Consider the following 20,949-nt stretch of genomic DNA (forward strand, 5'->3'; position numbering starts at 1 on the left):
CACGCCTTTTTCATAAGTTAGTTGGAAGGGCGTGTTTTGTGGTAAGGAGGAGAGTCTGTTGCCGGAAGTCGTTTTGCAGATGCAAGATATCAATAAGAGCTTTTCTGGTGTACAGGTGTTAAAAAATGCCGGAATTGAGGTAATAAAAGGGGAAGTGCAGATTTTACTTGGTGAAAATGGCGCTGGTAAGTCCACGTTAATGAAGATTCTTGCGGGTGCCTATTCGAAAGATTCGGGAGAAATTATTTGTAAAGGGAAAAAGGTAGCTATTCATTCACCAAAAGATGCAGAAGATTTAGGTATCGCCATTATTTATCAGGAGTTTAATTTGGTACCGTATCTATCGATTGCTGAAAATATGTTTCTGGGAAAAGAACCGATGACCAAGGTTCCAGGGAAAATAGATTTTGTGCAGATGTATGAAAAATCGCAGCAGATGTTGGATTATTTGGGGGTAGCTATCAGTCCGCGTACGATTATTGCCGATCTGGGCATCGCACAGCAACAGATGGTGGAAATTGCCAAAGCATTGTCTGTGCAGGCTGATATCATTATTATGGATGAACCAACGGCGGCACTTACAGAAAAAGAAATCAGCACGTTGTTTGAAATTATTCATAAGATCAAATCGGAAGGCGTTTCAATCATTTATATTTCACATCGTCTGGAAGAGTTTAGTATCATCGGAGATCGTGTTACGGTCATGCGGGATGGCGAAACAGTCGGCATGCGCAAGATGAGTGAAACAACGATTGATGAGTTGATTAAGCTGATGGTTGGTCGTGAAATTACCAATAAATTTCCCAAGATTGAAGTCGAAGCGGGAGACATTTTAATGGAAGCCAAACATCTAAGGAGAGCGGGTGTTTTTAACGACATCAACTTCCAACTGCGAAAAGGTGAGATTCTTGGCGTAGCGGGTCTTATGGGGGCAGGACGAACTGAAGTTATGAGGGCCATTTTTGGTATGGATCCACTGGATTCTGGTGAAATTTATATTGATGGTAAGAAGGCAGGCATAAAATCACCGGCAGATGCCATTCGAAATCAAATTGGTTTTGTTACGGAAAATAGGCGTGATGAGGGACTCGTTTTGCTTATGGATGTAAAGCAGAATATTACGCTCGGCACGCTTTCAAAATTTTTATCAAAGCCTTTTAAATTGGATTTAAATAAGGAAGTGGCTGAAGCCCTGTCCTTTATTGATAAGTTGAAAATTAAATGTGTTGGCTGTACGCAAAGAACAGGAACTTTATCTGGTGGTAATCAGCAAAAAACCGTTATCGCAAAATGGCTGATTTCAAAATCAAAAATTTTGATTATGGATGAACCGACACGAGGAATTGATGTGGGTGCGAAACTTGAAATTTATCAAATTATGAATGAATTAGTTAAAAATGGCGTGGGAATTATTATGATTTCTTCTGAATTACCTGAGATTCTGGGCATGAGTGATCGGATTCTTGTGATGTATCGTGGTGAGATTACGGGTGAATTGAATAGAAAAGAAGCAAATCAGGAAAAAATTATGCGTTATGCTACGGGAGGGGAACAATAATGCTGGAAAGCAAGTTGAAAAAAACGTGTAATTTGAATATCGGACACGGCCAATCGGAAAACAGGTTGAAGAATACGCTGGGGTTCAGTAAGGGTGAAATGATGGATCGGTTGGGTGTTCTGGCCGCACTGATTATTTTGGTTGTGGTTATGACGATTTTTGCACCGAATTTTGCGACGACAAGTAATATTTTCGGTATTTTGCAGCAAATTGCAGTAATTGGGATCATTTCCGTAGGGATGACATTTGTTATCTTACTTGGTGGTATCGACTTATCTGTTGGTTCTATCGTGGCTTTTACAGGATTAGTTATTGGACTTTGTATGAAGGCTGGTCTTGCAATTCCAGTTGCATTATTGGTTGGCATTGTGATTGGCGCGGTTATTGGCTGGCTCAATGGCTTCCTCATTTCAAAAATTAAGTTGCAGCCATTCGTTGCTACATTAGGTACGATGACGATGGTTAGAGGAATGGCTTATACGATTACTAATGGACAGCCTGTCTATCAGTTACCGACAGCATTTACGGATTTAGCAGGTTTTATCGGTCCTGTTCCTAAACCTGTTATCATTATGGCAATCGTTTTTGCATTTGGGGCTTATACACTGAAATATACAAGATTCGGCAGACATATGTTTGCTATTGGCGGTAATCGAGTTGCAAGTAAATTGTCCGGAATTAACGTCACGAAAAATGAAATTCTGGTCTATATTACATCCGGTATGTGTTGTGCTTTAGCAGCTATTTTATTAACAGCAAGAATGGGTTCGGCAGTTGCTACGGCGGCTGATGGTTATGAACTCGATGCGATAGCGGCGGTAGCTATTGGTGGAACAAGTATGCTGGGAGGAAAAGGTACCATTTTAGGCACGTTAATTGGTGCTTTAATCATTGGTGTCATTGCTAATGGCTTGAATTTACTTGATGTACAGCAGGGACCGCAGCGATTCGTTAAAGGTATTATCATTATTCTCGCTGTTGTTATCGAAGAAATCAGAAAGAAAAAAGAAGCATAAAATTTATAATGGAAGTATTTAACCAGCACAATCTAATGATTTTTTGTTATTTTTATAATCTGCCATTCCCAAGTAGCTAGAAGTAGGCATAAATGATGTAATGCCACTAGTTACCTGGGTTTTTCTATAAATGAAATCAATGAATATTGACTTTTGTTGTCGTGTATTTTTATATTGATAGCTTATTTATCGTGAGTGATATAATTAGTGAGGCAGCAAAAATAGCAGGGCTTAAAAAAAAAACATTGAATAACATATATATAAAGCTAATATTTAGGGTATTAAAATAAAAGGAGGTATGGATAGTGCTTGATAGAGATATAATCAATATACTCTATCAGATTTTTACTGGAGTTATTTTTAGAAGTTTTGGTATACAGTATTCTAACTTTAGTGATGGATGGGATGTATTACTTTTGTTTAAATTGGTGTGTATTTTATTTTAAAGGAGAAAACAAAATTGGATTATTTTGCAAATTTAAAGGTCAGTCAAAAGTTAAGTATACTTATTATTATTGCATTCTTTGCTATGGGAATTATCGGGTATACGGGGTATTATTATCTACAAATGTCTAGTGCTAATTTAACGACGATGTATCAGGAACGTTTGGTTCCTGTTAAGCTAGTGAATGAAACGGCTACGAATGTGCGAGGATTATTGGCGGCAACATTAGAATTGATGGTTTCTACAGATTTAAAGAAGAATCAGACCCTTCAAAAGAATATCGAAGATCGTTCGGCAAAAATTACTACGGCACTTGCCGATATTGAGAAAATGCCGATGAATACCCAGGGGAAGGATCTAGTGACTAAAGTTCAACTAGCCATGGAAAATCATCATAAGGCCATGGCGCAAGTGGTTCAATTGGGCATGAATGGTAAAAATGCCGAAGCTTATGCCTTGTATACGCAATCGGTAGAACCTTTAACAAATAATCTTACTTCTAGTTTACGTAATCTTATGGATTATTACACAACGATATCAGAACAAATGAATAAAGATAACCAAGCGGCACTACAAAGAGCAATGACACTCATGATTGGCATTTTAGTGATATCCCTGGCAATCTTGATTGTGAGTGGGATATATATTACCAAGCTTATTACGAGTCCTTTAAGAAATATGGTTTTCACGTGTGAAGAATTTGCCGCAGGCGATTTTAGGGATAAACCGCGAAAATTTGTGCGCAAAGATGAAATCGGGCAAGTAGCGAATGCATTGATAAATATGCGAGATAGTTTACGCAAATTGATGCGCCGCGTGAATGAATCAGCGGAACATTTGGCTGCTTCTTCGGAAGAACTTACGGCTAGTGCCGATCAGTCGGCCCAGGCTGTCAACCAAGTTGCTGGGTCAATTACGGATGTTGCCACGGGAGCTGAGAAACAACTGAATATATCAAATGAAACAGCTGCCGTTATGCAGCAACTGTTTACGAGCATTAAGCAGGTGGATGTTAGTACCGATCAAGCAGCCAAGCAATCTACGCAAGCCGTTCATAAGGCCAATGAAGGGAATCAATCGGTAAATCAAGCAGTCAATCAGATGGATTCCATAGAAAGGACAGTTACTAGCTCGGCGGCGGTAGTAGCCAAGTTGGGAGAACGTTCTAAGGAAATTGGCCAGATTGTTGATACGATCTCGGGTATTGCCGGGCAAACCAATTTACTGGCGTTAAATGCTGCGATTGAGGCTGCACGGGCAGGAGAACAGGGACGTGGTTTTGCTGTGGTTGCGGAAGAAGTACGTAAGCTTGCAGAACAATCACAAGATGCTGCTAAACAAATCGCCACCATGATTGGTGAAATTCAAGACGACACGGATAGAGCAGTAGCTGCTATGAATAATGGGACTCAAGAAGTTCAGTTAGGAGCGAAAGTAGTCACTGCTTCGGGAGAAGTCTTTCGCGAAATTGCAGCTTTGGTCAGTAAAGTATCGGAGCAAACCAAGGAAATATCTGTTGCTGTAGAAAATGTAACAACAGGCAGTCAGCAAATTGTTCAGTCGGTGAATCAGATTGATGAACTGAGCAAATTAAGCACAGAAAAGGCTCAGACAGTATCAGCTGCAACGGAAGAACAATCTGCATCAATAGAGGAAATTGCTTCTTCCAGTCAAGCGTTGGCCAAGCTTGCAATGAATCTCCGGGAAGCAGTCGGCAAATTCCAAATCTAGAAAAAACACTTAATGATTTATCTGTCATTATACAGAAAAATTAAGAAAATGCTCGGGGCTGGGCGTATGTGTTAGCCAAGAAAGACCGACCAAAGATATCTTTGATCGGTCTTTTTGCTAACGTTTTTATTTGGCAACATGTTTTTTCTTGGAATAATTTGCGATGAGTTGATTTAATTGGGATAAGTCAATGAAGGGTTTTTGAGCAACTTGTTGATTATTTTTTTTTGTCATCTGAATTCCTCCTAAAATAAATGGCAAGGCTCAATTGTCTATATGAACAATGTAGTTTGTCATTTTCTTAATAGCTTAATATCCTTGCAGCTAGATATTAACACTTAATTATTGAAAAGAAAATTAAACAGTTTTGCCTTAATATACGGATGTTTCAACGAATAGTCATTATTTAAAATAGTCAGGATAATAGCCGGATTGGCAAGTGGCTTTTAGACTATGAATTGTCGGATTTTTAAAAAGATAACTAAATTAGCAGGAATTTAGTAAAAAATAATGAATATAGTAATGTGTTAGTTTGGAATACAGGATACCAAGATGTTTGCGAAGGGAGTATTTATCGTGTAAAAAATAAAGGGATTTCACATCGTTGGTATACCGTATACATATGTTGCTTTATGTTTTGACGAAAACAAGTTACAAAAATTCGGGAGGAAAGTTATGTTGAATAAGAGTAATTACCGCTGGTTAATTTTGGGCGTTTGTATGCTCGTTTATTGTACAGCTGAACTTGTACGTTGGAATTACACAGGCATTTCTAAATATTTAGTTGTGGATTGGAATATTGGTAAGCCCGAATTGGGCATTTTAGGTTCAGTATTTTTTTATTCTTATGCTATCGGGCAGATTCCGTGGGGAACTGCGACGGATATTTTTGGCGGCAGGCGAGTGATTCCTATTGGTATTGGAACCGTAGCGCTTTGCATGGTTGGTTTTGCTTATAGTAATAGCTTTTATCAAGCAGTGGCTTGGCGTACTGTGATGGGCTTTATGGCTGCCGCAGCGTTTATTCCAAGTGCATCGTTGTTAAATAAATGGTTTAGCAAGCACGAACGTGGGTTTGTTATGCAAATGTTTTCAGGAGCAGGTGGCGGATTGGGTGAAGCTATGACCTTTTTACTTATGCCGGTTTTTGCTATTCTGCTGGCTCACGGGGGTACGTTTGCTGGATTGGGCGGCTGGCATGGTGCAACACTGGCTATGGCATGTATTGTGTTTATGATTGCGGTGATTGCAATTGTATTTCTTAGGTCTGATCCAAGTGATATCGGTCTGGTTTCGGTGCAAAAGCAAGAAGATGGTGCTCAAGAACAAGGGCAATCTTATTTTTCTGTAGCTAAAGCAGCTGTTACGAGTTTGGAATTCTGGAATTTTGCGATGGTATGGTCAGGATTTACTGTCGGTACGCGATTGGTTCCAGCCTGGCTGGTAATGTATGCAACGGATTTTTATTTGCAGAGTGGTGGGATGAGTAAAGAGGCTGCAATGATCGCCGGGGGAACAACGGCTACGATTTATGTGCTGGGGCGTGCAGTGGGGACGCCTGTTGTGGGGCTGATTTCAGATGTTGCTTTGAAACATGGGATTCATCGGAGTGTTGTTATTTGGATAGCCCAAGTTGCGATGATTTGTATGTATTTTTCTTATACTTTTCCCATTTTTTCACCGCTATTATTAAATATCTTAGCGTTTATTTCGGGCATATTAATTAATTTGTTTCCACTGATGAATGCCGTGGGTGCCGAGTTGTGGTCGATTCGTACTAGTGGCATGTTAATGGGAATGGTCAATACTTTTGGTCAGTTTATGGGTGCTGTTATGCTGACTCTTAGTGGGTTTATGGCTGCGCGATTTTCGATTGTCGGTGGTGCATTTTACACTGAATTTTTGGGGATCTGGTATTTAGGAATTATTTATAGTGTGATAGCCAGTTTGGCTGCTACGTATTTTGTTTATAAGAACTTTTTCAGCAAAAAACGGGTAACGGAAAATTCAATGAACTAAAATTTCTTTGAAGAGGGGTTATTGTTATGGGCCAATGTCAGGAAAATAATTTACAAGGGATTATTGATCTTCATATTCATACGACACCGGATATTCGTATGCGGCGTCTCGATGATATTGAGTTAGCGACGGAAGCCAAACGCGTTGGAGCTCGGGCCATCATGATTAAATCTCATTTAGTGCCAACAATGGATCGTGCTTGGATTGCTGAACGAATTGTTCCGGGAGTTCGAGTTTTTGGCGGTATTACACTAAATCCTCCTATGGGCGGATTAAATGTGGCTGCAGTGGATACGGCAATTGCCATGGGAGCAAAGTGTGTCTGGCTGCCAACCTCTTATTCGGCGCATGAACGCCGGTTGATAGGGGCTTCAGACGGAGTGGAAGTCGTTCGGGATGGGAAAGTTTTATCTGAGGCGATTGAAATTTTCAAGAAAATAGCTGCTGCTAATATTATATTAGGAACAGGACATTTAGCACCTCAGGAGATTTTTAGCGTAGTTGAAGCGGCAAAACAGCAAGGGGTACAAAAGATTGTTGTAAACCATCCTGAGTGGCGCACAGTGAATTTATCGATTGAAGATCAAAAGGCACTTGTTCCTTATGGCGTTTATTTCGAACGTTGTTATGCTCGTTCTATTGGGAGCGGGCGCTATGAATCCAACTTTGAGCGCAATGTAGCTGCTATTCAAGAAGTAGGCTATGATACAACGATTATTTCTACTGACGGTGGACAGATAGAAAATCCGTTATGGAGTGAGGCTCTAAGTTCATATATTCAATATCTGACTGATGCAGGTATTCCGTCAGAAGAGATAGATAAGATGACTAAGATTTATCCGGCACAACTTTTAGGGCTGGACATTTAAATGGATTTTTTTTATTCTGTATATTCAAGAGTGGATGATGGTTTTTAATAAATAAAATGAAGGCTTCCGATGTTCGGGAGCCTTCATTTTATTTATAGTACCTGTCCAATGCAGCAGATGATTTTCCGTCGTAAAGGCAGGATTACGTTCTTTGGAAGAAGAAATAAAAAATATATGCCAGGCTAAGATTTATTGTAAGTGATGCAGTAAGTGAGTATAGAGATTGAGTAGATATAGGAGTGAAATTGATGACGAAAGGAAAGAGAAGAATTCGCTATCTACGTGGTTGGATAATGACTCTTGGTGTTATGGGATTGTTAATAGCAGGTTGCGGGCAAAAAATTGAGCAGGTGCCGCCTGTTGTTGTGAAGACGATGAATGTCAGTCAAAATGCGGGGACACATTTGTCAACTTATGCTGGTGAAGTGCGTGGTCGCTATGAAAATAAGCTGGCTTTTCGTGTGGGTGGAAAGATTACCAATCGTTTCGTCGATGTGGGCACTGTTGTTCATCCCGGCGATGTATTAATGGAACTTGACTTGGAAGATTTAAAATTAGGCACGAATCGCCTAGATGCGCAACTTGCTGCGGCTCGTTCGGACCGTGAATTAGCTGCAATTAATTTAGCGCGCTATCAAGCGCTTCATAATCAAGGGGCAATTAGCCAATCAGAACTTGATCAAATGCAAAATACATATGAGGCAGCGAACCAAAAAGAACGGGATGCCCTGGCATCCTTAAGCCAAGGATCGAACCAACTTGATTACGGGAGTTTGCAAGCGGATCAGGAAGGTGTTATATCGGAAATTTCTGCCGAAGCGGGGCAAGTTGTTGCAGCCGGTCAGTCTGTGATGACACTTGTGCGTACAGGCGAATTGGAAGTAGAGATTTTTGTTCCTGAGCAACGTTTGGGGGAGATTACAAAAAATTCTCCTGTGACGGTAACTTTTTGGGCTTTGCCTGGCGTTCAAGTACCTGGTCAGGTCAGAGAGGTATCGCCTCAGGCGGATAAGACTACACGGACCTATCGTGTGCGGATCGGAATGAATCCGCCGCCATTCGTCAAATTAGGCATGTCGGCAACAATTCAGTTTAACAGATCTGAGGCTGCGCAAATCTCAGTGCCCCTTACAGCCATTTATCAGACAGACGACACGCCTTCTGTCTGGGTTGTAGAAGAGAACGTTGTACACCGTCGCACTGTGCAGCTCGGTAATTATGGTAATAATTCGGTTGTAGTATTGCAAGGTCTTGACGGTAACGAAACGATCGTTACGGCAGGAGTTCAGAAACTCGTCGAGGGACAGCAGGTTCGCCTTTGGGACGGTGGCTCGCAATGAAAAAATTTAATCTCACTGAGTACTGCTTAGGGCATCAGCAAGTCGTGTTCTTTTTTGTTTTGCTGTTTTTCATTGCCGGGACGTTCAGTTATTTTCAACTGGGGCGATCAGAAGACCCTGAATTTACTGTGAGACAAATGATTGTTCAAGTGGCTTGGCCCGGTGCAACCGCCAAGCAAGTGGAAGAACAAGTGACAGATAAAATCGAAAAAAAGTTACAGGAGACGCCGGGTCTTGATTATATTAATAGTTATTCACGACCGGGAGCCGCAGTTATTTTTGTTAATTTAAGCGAAGACATGAGAATACAGGATATCCGTCCTACCTGGCAGCGGGTGCGTAATCTCGTTCAGGATACGTGGAGTACGATGCCAGAGGGTGTGATTGGACCTTCGTTTAATGATACTTATGGTGATACATTTGGCTCGATTTATGCCGTTACAGCCGATGGCTTTAGTTTTGCTGAAATGAAGACTGAAGTGGATCGCATTCGCTTGAAACTGCTTGAAGTGCCTGATGTAGGCAAGGTAGAATTAGAGGGGAATCAGCCCGAAAAAATTTATATAGAATTTGAAAATAACAAGTTAGCCGCTCTTGGGATTGATCCTCAGCAAATTGTGGATACGTTAAGCAAGCAAAATGCTATGAATGCCGCGGGACGTGTCGAAACAACTTCTGATAATGTTTATATGCGTGTGACAGGTATTTTTCAAAATGTAGAAGACATCAAAAATATTGCCATTCGGGCCAATAATCGTCTGTTTCGTTTGGGGGATATAGCTGAAGTAAAGCGGGATTATGCCGATCCACCGGAACCGAAAATGTATTATAACGGGCAACCAGCCATCGGATTGGCTGTGTCTATGCAAGATGGCGGCAATATTTTAAATCTTGGTGATCATTTAAATCAAACAATCGAACGAATAACACAGGAATTGCCTTTGGGTATGGAAATTCATGCAGTATCAGATCAGCCGAAAGTGGTTCGGAGTTCGATTAATGAATTTGTTGAAACGCTGCTGCTTGCTATTATTATTGTTTTGGGTGTCAATTTTCTTAGTTTGGGCAAACGGGCAGGATTTGTTGTAGCGCTTAGTATTCCTCTTGTTATTTGCATTTCTTTTTTAGCTATGAAGCTTTTTAATATTAATCTTCATAAAGTTTCGCTCGGAGCGCTTATTATTGCCCTTGGACTGCTTGTGGATGATGCGATTATTTCGATTGAGATGATGGAATTAAAATTAGAAGAAGGTTGGACGAAGTTTCGAGCAGCGACCTATGCCTATACTGTCACCTCGAAACCGATGCTGACAGGAACATTGATTACAGCAGCGGGATTTTTACCTGTAGCTATTTCAACAGGCAAGGCGGCAGAATACACAGGAACGTTATTTTCTGTTGTTACTATTGCTTTACTTGCCTCTTGGGTAGTCTCTGTAACGGTTATTCCGCTATTTGGTTATCATATATTAAAAATTAAACCACTGACAGAATCAGATTCAAGTAAGAATCTACAAGAAAACTCAGAAGGAAAGTTTAAACAAATATTTCGCAAGGTGTTATATCATTGTCTTCATCACAATAAACTAGTGATTGTTGCAACACTGGCCGCTTTTATTGTGTCACTCGGAATTGGGCGTCTCGTTACTCAGGAGTTCTTTCCTACCTCGCTGCGACCGGAGCTAATTGTCGAGCTGACCTTGCCTGAAGGTTCTTCGTTTCAAGCAACGGATCAAGAGGCAGCTAAGCTTGCCGAGCTATTAAAGCAAGATCCAGCTGTCGTTAATTTTGCTTCTTATGTTGGTAAAGGATCGCCGCGTTTTGTTTTAACAATGGATATGCAGCTTAATGCCGATAATTTTGCTCAGCTCATTGTTTTGACGAAAAATGACCAAGAGCGCGATCGTTTGGCAGAACGGATTAATGGTACAATAAGTTCGGAGTTTCCCGAAGCAAGAATTCGGACGAGTGTGTTGTCAAATGGACCGCCAGCGGCGTATCCTGTCATGTTTCGTGTTTCTGGTGAAAATCCTGAAGTCGTGCGGAGCTTTGCCGAACAAGTACGGGGCATTGTTGCACAGTATCCGGCAGTGACGGAAACAAACCTCGATTGGTATGAAAAGAGTAAAGTGCTTCATCTGGATATTGATCAGGATAAGGCGCGGGCACTGGGGATAGATAGTCAAACGCTTGCTACAAGTTTGCAAACCAATCTTTCTGGACTTCCTGTTACGCAATATCAGGAAAAGGATAATTTAATTAATATAGTTCTTCGGACTGTTGGGCAGGATCGGCAGGATTTGTCGAGACTCAAAGACTTAAATATTCCGACGACGAATGGTCGTTATGTGCCGCTGGAACAGATAGCCAAGTTGAGTTATGAAGGGGAAAATGGTCTGATTTGGCGCCGGGGTCTTGAGCCGACGATTACGGTGCAAGCCGATGTTGCCAAAGGGATTCTTGGCAATGACGTAGTCAAGGATATTGATGTTCAGCTCAAAGATTTGCGGCAAGAACTTCCATTCGGTTATACGATTACACCTGGTGGGAGTGCTGAAGATAGTACGAAATCTATTGGTTCTTTGGCTAAGACTTTACCGATTATGGTTGCTGCGATTGTCATTTTATTGATGTTGCAACTGCAGCATATGGGGAAAATGGCTTTAGTACTGTTGACAGCCCCTCTTGGCATGATTGGTGTGAATTTGTTCCTGTTTATCTTTCATCGTCCCATGGGGTTTGTAGCTGAACTGGGGGTATTGGCTTTAGCCGGAATGATTATGCGTAATTCCGTTATTTTATTGGATCAAATTGATCAGCATCTGGCGCAAGGTGAAAAGCCTTGGGATGCTATTATTGATTCGACGATCTTGCGATTTCGTCCGATTATGTTAACCGCTTTGGCGGCGATTTTAGGTATGGTTCCCTTGGCAGTGAGTCCGTTTTGGGGTCCTATGGCTATTTCTATTATGGGCGGTTTATTTATTGCCACTGTTCTAACGCTTCTGTATTTACCTGCTCTTTATGCAGCTTGTTTTCGGATTCATCCCGACACGGAAAGCCGTATTAAACTCCCGCGTTTCAAGCAAGATGACTAAACAAAGTGCGAATCTTCTAAAATTATTTGACTTCTTTATTTATAAGTGGTATAAATAAGTTTAAAGTTGTTTATTTTATAAAACTTCATAGGATTGAAATAGGTGCCCTTTGCGGCTTAATAGGGAAGTCCGGTGCAATGCCGGCGCGGTCCCGCCACTGTAATGAGGAGTAAACCCAAGATTGACCACTGAAACGAATGTTTTGGGAAGGTTTGGGCGAGCTATGATCCAGAGTCAGGAGAACTGCCTATTTAACAGTCACCGCATTTACCCACGAGCGATGGGGAGGGGATTAGGTCAAAAATTTTGTTTGTCATTTGTTAGTTAGACCTTCTTGCGGTTGTCAAGAAGGTCTTTTTTATTCCTCTTGCTATACTAGGCTAGAAGATGTCTGTATGGAGGTGAAAAAGGATGTTGCAACTAACCAATTTGTCTAATTATTACTCGGATGGAGAATTTGTTCATCATAACGCGGAGTGTTTGCAGGCATTTTTAAATCATTATCATCTGGACGGCTTGGAGATGATATTTGTTGAACCATGGGATGAGCATATTTATAAAAAACAATGGATACAAGGCGTTCATTTGCGATTTTGGCCCTGTTGGCTGGATTTTTGGCGGGGGAATCGCCCGGCTTTGCTGCGGGAATTTGGCAGTGATGATCAAATTAGGGTCTGTTTTGGCGGTGTTACGCGTGACGCATGGCTGGACTTATATCGTCGGAATATTCGGCTGGCTGTTCGCGCGGGTGCAAAGTATCTTGTCTTTCATGTGAGTAATGCCCGTTCGCCGGAACTTTTTAGTTGGAAATTCAGTGCTTCTGATGGTGAGGTTATTGAAGCGGCCATTGAGATTATCAATGAAATTGCAGATGTCATACCTCCTGAAACGACCCTGTTATTTGAAAATCTGTGGTGGCCGGGTTTAACCTTGCGCAATCCCGAGTTGACCGAAAAGTTACTTACGGGGGTCAAACCACGGAATGTGGGGATTATGCTTGATACAGGCCATTTGATGAATACGAATCTTCATTTAGCGACAGAAACGCAAGGTGTTGATTACATTTTGCAGACATTACGTGAACTGGAACCTTATGACCGTTATGTGAAAGGCATTCATTTGCATCGATCTTTATCAAGTGTTTATGTAAGGAAAAGCAGGAATTTTCCGCTGAAAGACAAATATACCCCACAAGATGTCATGAGCCATGTGCTAAAAATTGATGAACATTTGCCCTTTACCACGCCGGAGGTTCGGCGTATCATTGAGTATGTACAGCCAGATTATTTAGTACATGAATTTGTGCAGGCGTCACTGAATGATTGGGTACAAAAAATTGTATGCCAACAACAGGCACTTCGGATGGGGACGGTGTATTCATGAAACGCGTCATGACATGGCAGTTGCTTTTGTTGTTCTGTTTATCTTTGTTCCTTGGCGGGTGCAATGGAAAACAGGCCCAAAAGGATCAGGAAGCGGCAGGTTATAAAATTACGGATAGTCAAGGCTATTCGATGACAATGTCCCAAAAGCCGCAGCGAATAGTTTCCGTTTCGCTTGCTTCTGATGAAATTCTGGTGGATCTAGTTGCTGCCGATCGAATCGAAGCACTCACTTATTTAGCTGATAATAGCGGTATATCGAATGTTACGGAACAGGCCAAACAGATTCCGCGCAGAATCAAAGATAATGCCGAATCAATCATTGCCTTGCAGCCTGATTTGGTATTTATGGCGGACTGGCAATCACCGGATTTGATTCAGACGATTCGAGATGCCGGTATTTCCGTATATGTCTATAAAGCACCTGGCACCATTGCTGAAGTGAAGCAAGTCATTGAAGCTATTTCTCAAGCGGTTGGTGAAGAGACCATGGGAAAGCAGCTAACACTTCAGATGGATGGGGAGCTAGATAAAATCACTCAAAAATTGCAAAATGCTCCAGCCGATAAACATAAAACAGTTTTAATGTACACTTTGATGGGCGGCACGGGCGGCGTGGGCAGTACTTTTGATGATATTTGTCGTTATGCCAGCGTAAAAAATGCCGCATCAAGTGTGGGGCTTGGCCGGAGCGATATCCTTTCTAAGGAACAAATTGTACAAGCCAATCCAGATATGTTTTTTATGCCAACTTGGGATTATACAGGGAAAACAGATATTCAGCAGTTTAAAGAGAATGTGCAGCAAGATCCCGCTTTGCAGACGGTTAAAGCGGTGCGTGAGCATCATCTTTTTACTGTACCTGATCGTCATTTAAACTGTACTTCACAGTATATTGTGGAAGGTGTCAAGGATATTGCCAGTGCGGCTTATCCGGATTGTTTTGAGTAATAGTCAAGAAGGACTGGAAGAAATGAAAAGAAAGTTCAATAAAACCGTGCTTTTTTTAGGGCTGAGTGCCCTTGTGATAGGAATGGTCTTGGTTTCATTAGCGCTAGGACAGGTTTCTGTTCCGCTTTCTGCAACACTAGCTGTTTTAGGACATGAACTGAGTATTCCCGGTTTTCATCAAGCTGGATTTACGCAGGAACAAGTCGCTGTGATTTGGCAGATTCGTCTTCCACGCGTTCTTGTCGGCCTACTGGTTGGGGCAGCACTGGGTGTATCAGGTGCTGTCATGCAAGGGGTGCTGAGTAATCCTCTGGCTGATCCTGGCATCATCGGTGTATCGAGTGGTGCGGCTTTTGGGGCTGTTATTGCTGTGGCATCAGGCATTTCAACGGCAGGTGTTTTTTATACTCCTTTGTTTGCTTTACTTGGTGCTTTGCTTGCTGTGGCGTTAGTGCTCTTTATGGCTATGCATCAAGGAAAAATACCGGTTATGGTCTTACTATTATCGGGTGTTGCCGTCAGTATGCTGCTTGGGGCGCTGACATCAGGTATTTTAACTTTTATGAATGAAGCCCGGTTGCGTGAGTTCTTATTTTGGACGGTTGGCGGCTTAGATTATCGGCGTTGGGAGCATGTTTATTTAGCTGCACCGCCTATTTTGGTTGGGATCACTTTATTATGTCTGTTAGCTAGGCATATTAATATTTTAGTACTGGGAGAAGAAGAAGCTCGCTCAGTAGGTGTTCCTGTCGCTGTTTTTCGGTTTATTTTTCTGTTTATTACGACGGTGACAACGGCAGCCGCCGTTTGTGTCAGCGGGACCATCGGTTTTGTTGGACTCGTAGTGCCTCATATGATGCGCCTCTTAATTGGTCCGGAACATCGGGTGTTATTACCTGCCTGTGCTTTAGCTGGCGGCTTTTTTTTGATTGCCTGTGATACAATTGGGCGTTTAGTTATTGCACCAACTGAAGTTCGCGTAGGGATTATGACGGCTCTACTAGGGGCTCCCTATTTTTTGTATTTATTGCGTAAGGCCTCGAACGGGGGGATCTTATCGTGAACAATAGCACTAGCGTTTTATCTGCACAGAATTTATCGATTTGTTTGGGGAATAAAAAGATTCTTGAGCATGTAAATTTTTCTGCCGGGCAAGGTGAATTTATCGGCATTATCGGGCCGAATGGAGCAGGAAAGAGCACTTTGCTCAAGGGTTTACGACGCTTGTTGCCTTTGGCAACGGGAACCGTTATTGTACTTGATGAGGTTCTTGAGCGTTTGAGTGATAGGAAATTGGCGAAAAGCGTTGCTTATATGCAGCAAGAGATTGATTTAGACTTTCAGTTTACGGCGTTAGAGGTTGTTTTAGCCGGCCGTTATCCCTATTTAAAATGGTGGGAGAATGAAAGTGATGAAGATGTTCAAATTGCTCGAAAATATATGGCTTTTACAGGTGTTGATTATTTAGCAGATAAGGTAGTACAGCACGTATCAGGCGGCGAAAGGCAGCGGATTTTATTAGCCAAGGTGCTTGCACAAGAAACCCCCCTTCTTTTTCTTGATGAGCCGACAGCGAGTTTGGATTTAGTCTATCAAGAGGAAATTTTTCGCTATTGTCAGGTCATGTGTCAAGAAGGGAAGACCGTTCTTATGGTTGCGCATGATCTTAAATTAGCGGCGAAATTTTGTACGCGTTTGATGCTTGTAGCCCAGGGGACGATTCTTGCTGATGATCAGCCGTCTGCTGTTATTACAAAAGAAAATCTCCAGCAGGCTTATGGCTTGCACTCGACTGTTTTTACTAATGAAGTGACAGGAAATTTAGATATTCATACTTATGCGGCTACAGGCGTATCGCGGCGGCAAGAAAAAGTTCATGTCATTGGTGGCGGTGGTTCCGCTGGTAATTTGGTTCGCCTGTTGCATGAAAAATCCTATTCCTTAAGCGGCGGTGTTTTTCAGTATGGTGACACCGATGCTCATGTAGCTCAGGCATTTGGTGTGGACTGTGTACTGGGGCAGCCTTTCTGTGTCAATGATGAAGCCTTTGGCAGGCAAAATCGTGAAAAAATAGCCCAAGCTGATTGGGTCGTTTTAAGCAACTTGTATTATGGCGCGCAAAATCTTGATAATTTGAAAGCGGCATTTAGCGCTAAAAAATTGATTGTTATCGAAGAGTCGCCGCTTGAGCAACGGGACTTTACAGGGGGTGAGGCTACTCGTTTGTATGGTGAGCTGGTGGCTTTGCCGCAAGTTACTGTTATGACATGGAAGCAGTTTATTCGACAACTGGAGAATGATCATAATGAGGAAATCTGAGGAGATACAGATGGCGGGTAACCCTTGGTGGAAAGCCTTTTTTTGTCTATAATGCTGCATGGCGTTTGTTAACAGGTATTATAGAAGCTAAAGAATGTTATGAAAAATTTTTTGACTTGCTTGTTGACACATGTTATATTTAGCATATAGTTTCTAACTTTCACAAAACTTCATATGATCGAAATAGGTGCCCTTTGAGGCTTAATAGGGAAGTCCGGTGTGATACCGGCGCGGTCCCGCCACTGTAATGGGAAGTAAACCCAATTTTTACCACTGAGATATCTTGTCTTGGGAAGGTTTGGGTGAGCAATGATCCAAAGTCAGGAGAACTGCCTATTTAACAATCACCGTATATACCCACGAGCGATGGGGAGGGGATTAGACTGGAATTTTTATTTTATAGATTTTTCTAGTCATCTAAACCTTCTTGAGTCGTTCAGGAAGGTTTTTCTTATTGCCAAACCTTCTCCTTGCCTTTTGACAAGGAGTTATTAGAGTATCGAAAAATTTAAATTCGTGAAAGGTAAGTGAATTCATATGAAAAAAGGGTTTTATTTGTTATGACGGCATTGATGTTTTCTACTCTTTTCGGTTTTTCAATATGACTACGACTTATGCCGATGAACAGCAGCAAGAGCCAGAATCTGAAAAAAAGGCTATTTTAGTCTGTAGTTTTGGAACAACTTTTGCTGATAGTCGTAAAGTGACCATTGAAGCCATTGAAAATCGAGTGCGTGCTGAATATCCGGATTGGGAAGTTCGCCGGGCATTTAGCGCTCATAAGGTGATTAAAGTTTTAAAGGAACGCGATGGAATTGATGTGGATACGCCTGAGCAGGCTATGCAAAAATTGGCTGATGAAGGTTATACCAAAGTGGCAATCATGTCTCTTGATGTTATTCCAGGATTCGAATATGACTATGACACACGTGTTTTCAATATGTGGAAAGACCAAGGCTCTTTTAAAAAGATGAGTTTAGCTTTGCCGCTTTTTTATTACATGGGACAGACAAATAAGCCTGATGACTTTATTCCGGCACTGAATGCCGTAAAGACAGAATTTCCCGGTCAACAGGGCGATGATGAGGCTATATTAATCATGGCGCATGGTACAGCTCACCCGGCAAATGCTTATTATACGGTTATGCAGGATCGCATTAATGAATTAGGCTGGAAAAATACCTGGATCTATACAGTCGAAGGAACACCTAATTTAGAAGAGATTATTGCACAAATGAAAGGGAAAAACATAAAAAAAGTCACTCTGTTTCCACTGATGATGGTTGCAGGGGACCATGCCAACAATGATATGGCTGGTGCCGATAAAGAATCGCATAAGAGCCAGTTACTTGCTGCGGGGTTCGAGGTGGATACGTATATCCACGGAATTGGTGAAAATGTAGCTGTTCAGGATCTTTATATGCAGCGGCTAAAAGATGCCATTGCCAATCATGGACAAGCCCGTAACACATAAAAAAATGGCTGACTAACAGGAAAATCAATATAAAGTGGAGGGGTAAATAAATATGTCAGGAATATTTTACGGAGTAGGAGTGGGACCCGGCGATCCCGAACTATTAACATTAAAAGCGATTCATACGATTCAGCAGGCCGATGTAGTCATTGCGCCGAAAACGGAGAAAAAAGAAAATAGTGTGGCACTTACCATTGCTACACCCTATTTAAAAGCAGGTGCAAAGGTTGTTAAGCTTGTTTTTCCCATGGTTTCTAATACGGAACAACTGACTGATGCATGGTTAGATAATAAAAATATTATTTTGGATTTGCTCCAGCAGGGGAAAAAGGTTGTTTTCTTAACGCTTGGTGATCCCATGTTTTACAGCACTTATATTTATGTTTTTCGTCTGCTTAAAGATGCAGGTTATCCCATAGAGACACTTCCTGGTATTACGGCATTTTGTGCCATTGGCAGCAAACTCGGCTATCCCATTGTAGAGGGAGACGATGTATTGAACGTTATTCCGGCAACAATGGCCGATGAAAAATTGGAGCAGGTCTTTGCCTCTGCTGATAATATTGTATTGATGAAGGTCTATAAAAACTTCCCTCAACTGCTAGAAAAACTTAAACGTCATGGCTTTGCGAAACAGGCGGTCATGATTAGTCGTTGCGGTCTTGATGACGAACAAGTGGTTTATAATTTATCTGATTTGGCACCTGATCATAAGCTCAATTATTTGTCGACAATTATTGCGCGGCGCGGCTAAGTAAAAATCAGAACTGTGTCATCGTTCTATGATGATAGAAGGATGTGAGTATTTTGAGTAAAAATAAACGGCTGCTCATGATGGTTGGCTGGCTTATCGTGGCTTTGTTATGTGCCGGTTGTTTGGCTGGTTCGTCGACTTCTGCGCCAGACACGGCGGGGCAAGCTTATTTGACTGTTAAGGATAGTACGGGCCGAACGGTTACATTGCCGAAGAAGCCGGAACGTCTTGTTGTTTTATCCCCCTCTTTTTTAGATTTGCTTTATGCCGTAGGTGGTCAGGCTGTGGGGCGGCCAAACACGAAAACAGAGGCTATTCCTGAGGCAGCAACTCAGTTGCCTGAAGTGGGTTTTGTCTATAATATCAATTTGGAGAAAGTCGTGTCCCTTCAGCCGGATTTAGTGATTGCCGTACAAGGCATGCATGACAGTTTAGTACCCGCACTAGAGAGCAATCATATTCCTGTGCTTGTTTTAAAGTATAAAACACTGGATGATACCATAGAAACCATTCGTTTGCTAGGAAATATTGCAGGTACTCAAGCCAAGGCGGAAAACATTATTACGGATATGCAGCAAAAAATTCGGGCCATTACGGATAAGATTCCTACAGATAAGCAACGCAAAGTCGCGATTTTATTTGCTACATCGAAAAGTGTGACAGTGCAGTTGGACCGGACCATTGCTGGCAGTATAGCACAAAAGTTGGGGCTAACGAATATTGCGTCAGGGACGGCGCCACTCAATGAAGACAGTGATAACGTACCCTATAGCCTGGAGAAGCTTGTGGAGTCTGATCCTGATGATGTTTTTGTGGTCACTATGGGGAGTGCTGCTGAAATTGAAAAGCGAATGAAAGCCGATGTGGAGAGTAACCCGGCTTGGGCGAGTTTGCGGGCCGTGAAAAATGGCAAGGTCAGTTTTTTGCCTTCTCAACTTTTTTTGTTGAATCCTGGTTTGAAAATGCCTGATGCTGTGGAATATATGGCTAAAATTAGTTATCCTGAGGTGTACGGAAGTGTCAAATAGCAAATCCCGTCTCGGCGTACTGGGTCTTATCGCTATTGCCGCTGTTTGTTCTATATTCTATAGTTTAATGAGCGGTGCTGTTCCTATTTCGTTTCATGATGTTACGCAGACGGTTTTGCAGCAGGGGCCGCCGAATCAAATCATTTGGAATATTCGTTTGCCACGGACACTGGTGGGGGCGCTTGTGGGAGTGAATCTGGCTTTATCAGGTGCTATCTTGCAGTCTATTATGAAAAGTCCTTTGGCTGATCCCCATATTATTGGCGTATCGTCAGGGGCGGGACTGGCGGGCATGCTTGTTTTGATTATTTTCCCCCATTGGGAGTATTTACTGACGCCTATTGCTTTTCTTGGAGCTTTGGCATCAACAAGTGTTATCTATATTTTAGCGTGGAAAGGCGGCATTCGGCCCGTTCGTATTATACTGGCCGGCGTCGCCGTTTCGGCGTTTTTGGGCGCAGGCATTGCGGGACTGTTAGTTTTTTTTAGTGATCGTGTGCATGGAGCGCTCATGTGGATGGTGGGCGGGCTTTCAGCGCGCAGTTGGCCGCATTTGTTTGCCATGTTGCCCTATTCGATTGGCGGAGGTTTGTTGGCCCTATGGAGTGCAAGAAAGCTCAACATTTTGGAGCTTGGCGATGATATAGCAACAGGATTGGGACTTTCGGTGGAACGGACGAGACTCGTTATGACAGCGGTTGCGGCGCTTTTGGCGGCAAGTGCTGTGAGTGTAGCAGGTCTCTTGGGCTTTGTTGGTTTAGTTGTACCTCATGCCGCGCGGTTGATGATTGGCTCTGATTACCGCTACGTGATTCCGGCTTCAGCCTTCTTGGGTATTGCCGTCGTTACTTGTAGTGATACATTTGCGCGGACGCTGTTTGCTCCAATTGAACTGCCTGTAGGCATTATTATGGCTTTTGCCGGGGCACCGTTTTTTCTTTATTTACTGCGAAAGGAGCCATAAG

At 42.2% G+C, this 20,949-nt stretch carries 15 protein-coding genes and 2 riboswitches; all 15 genes read left to right on the plus strand.

Features of this window, described 5'->3' with window-relative positions:
* Positions 1-58 precede the first annotated feature (58 nt).
* Positions 59-1,558, plus strand: a complete 1,500-nt coding sequence (locus tag Ga0466249_RS18770) for a sugar ABC transporter ATP-binding protein (protein ID WP_281422674.1) — start codon at positions 59-61, stop codon at positions 1,556-1,558.
* Positions 1,558-2,574 (plus strand): ABC transporter permease, encoded by a 1,017-nt coding sequence (locus tag Ga0466249_RS18775; RefSeq protein WP_215831018.1) that lies wholly within the window; start codon positions 1,558-1,560, stop codon positions 2,572-2,574. Before Ga0466249_RS18770 ends, Ga0466249_RS18775 begins: the two co-directional genes overlap by 1 nt.
* A 460-nt stretch (positions 2,575-3,034) precedes the next feature.
* Positions 3,035-4,750: a methyl-accepting chemotaxis protein gene (locus tag Ga0466249_RS18780; protein WP_215831019.1), complete on the plus strand. Its 1,716-nt coding sequence runs from the start codon at positions 3,035-3,037 to the stop codon at positions 4,748-4,750.
* A 675-nt stretch (positions 4,751-5,425) separates the two neighbouring features.
* Positions 5,426-6,769, plus strand: a complete 1,344-nt coding sequence (locus tag Ga0466249_RS18785; RefSeq protein ID WP_215831020.1) for an MFS transporter — start codon at positions 5,426-5,428, stop codon at positions 6,767-6,769.
* A 26-nt stretch (positions 6,770-6,795) separates the two neighbouring features.
* The gene (locus tag Ga0466249_RS18790; protein WP_215831021.1) at positions 6,796-7,638 is read left to right on the plus strand and encodes a DUF6282 family protein; all 843 of its coding nucleotides are present in this window, start codon (positions 6,796-6,798) and stop codon (positions 7,636-7,638) included.
* A gap of 248 nt (positions 7,639-7,886) precedes the next feature.
* Positions 7,887-8,978, plus strand: a complete 1,092-nt coding sequence (locus Ga0466249_RS18795) for an efflux RND transporter periplasmic adaptor subunit (protein WP_246588871.1) — start codon at positions 7,887-7,889, stop codon at positions 8,976-8,978.
* Positions 8,975-12,076 (plus strand): efflux RND transporter permease subunit, encoded by a 3,102-nt coding sequence (locus Ga0466249_RS18800; RefSeq protein WP_215831022.1) that lies wholly within the window; start codon positions 8,975-8,977, stop codon positions 12,074-12,076. The genes Ga0466249_RS18795 and Ga0466249_RS18800 overlap by 4 nt, the downstream gene beginning before the upstream one ends.
* An 83-nt stretch (positions 12,077-12,159) precedes the next feature.
* Positions 12,160-12,341: riboswitch (cobalamin riboswitch) on the plus strand.
* A gap of 146 nt (positions 12,342-12,487) precedes the next feature.
* Positions 12,488-13,459, plus strand: a complete 972-nt coding sequence (locus tag Ga0466249_RS18805; RefSeq protein ID WP_215831023.1) for a TIM barrel protein — start codon at positions 12,488-12,490, stop codon at positions 13,457-13,459.
* The gene (locus Ga0466249_RS18810; RefSeq protein WP_215831024.1) at positions 13,456-14,409 is read left to right on the plus strand and encodes an ABC transporter substrate-binding protein; all 954 of its coding nucleotides are present in this window, start codon (positions 13,456-13,458) and stop codon (positions 14,407-14,409) included. The genes Ga0466249_RS18805 and Ga0466249_RS18810 overlap by 4 nt, the downstream gene beginning before the upstream one ends.
* 22 nt (positions 14,410-14,431) lie before the next feature.
* Positions 14,432-15,472, plus strand: coding sequence for a FecCD family ABC transporter permease (locus Ga0466249_RS18815; RefSeq protein WP_215831055.1), 1,041 nt, complete (start codon positions 14,432-14,434; stop codon positions 15,470-15,472).
* Positions 15,469-16,728: an ABC transporter ATP-binding protein gene (locus Ga0466249_RS18820; RefSeq protein ID WP_215831025.1), complete on the plus strand. Its 1,260-nt coding sequence runs from the start codon at positions 15,469-15,471 to the stop codon at positions 16,726-16,728. The genes Ga0466249_RS18815 and Ga0466249_RS18820 overlap by 4 nt, the downstream gene beginning before the upstream one ends.
* Positions 16,729-16,896: 168 nt before the next feature.
* Positions 16,897-17,079: riboswitch (cobalamin riboswitch) on the plus strand.
* A 250-nt stretch (positions 17,080-17,329) separates the two neighbouring features.
* Complete coding sequence (locus Ga0466249_RS18825; RefSeq protein ID WP_215831026.1) at positions 17,330-18,202, plus strand: sirohydrochlorin cobaltochelatase; 873 nt, start codon at positions 17,330-17,332, stop codon at positions 18,200-18,202.
* 52 nt (positions 18,203-18,254) lie between these two features.
* The gene (cobI, locus tag Ga0466249_RS18830; RefSeq protein WP_215831027.1) at positions 18,255-18,956 is read left to right on the plus strand and encodes a precorrin-2 C(20)-methyltransferase; all 702 of its coding nucleotides are present in this window, start codon (positions 18,255-18,257) and stop codon (positions 18,954-18,956) included.
* A gap of 44 nt (positions 18,957-19,000) precedes the next feature.
* Positions 19,001-19,984 (plus strand): ABC transporter substrate-binding protein, encoded by a 984-nt coding sequence (locus Ga0466249_RS18835; RefSeq protein WP_312889802.1) that lies wholly within the window; start codon positions 19,001-19,003, stop codon positions 19,982-19,984.
* Entirely contained in the window at positions 19,926-20,948 is a 1,023-nt protein-coding gene (locus tag Ga0466249_RS18840; protein ID WP_215831029.1) for a FecCD family ABC transporter permease, read from the plus strand. The genes Ga0466249_RS18835 and Ga0466249_RS18840 overlap by 59 nt, the downstream gene beginning before the upstream one ends.
* The last annotated feature ends 1 nt before the right edge of the window (position 20,949 follow it).

This window comes from Pelorhabdus rhamnosifermentans, assembly GCF_018835585.1.
Classification (GTDB): Bacteria; Bacillota; Negativicutes; order UMGS1260; family UMGS1260; genus Pelorhabdus; species Pelorhabdus rhamnosifermentans.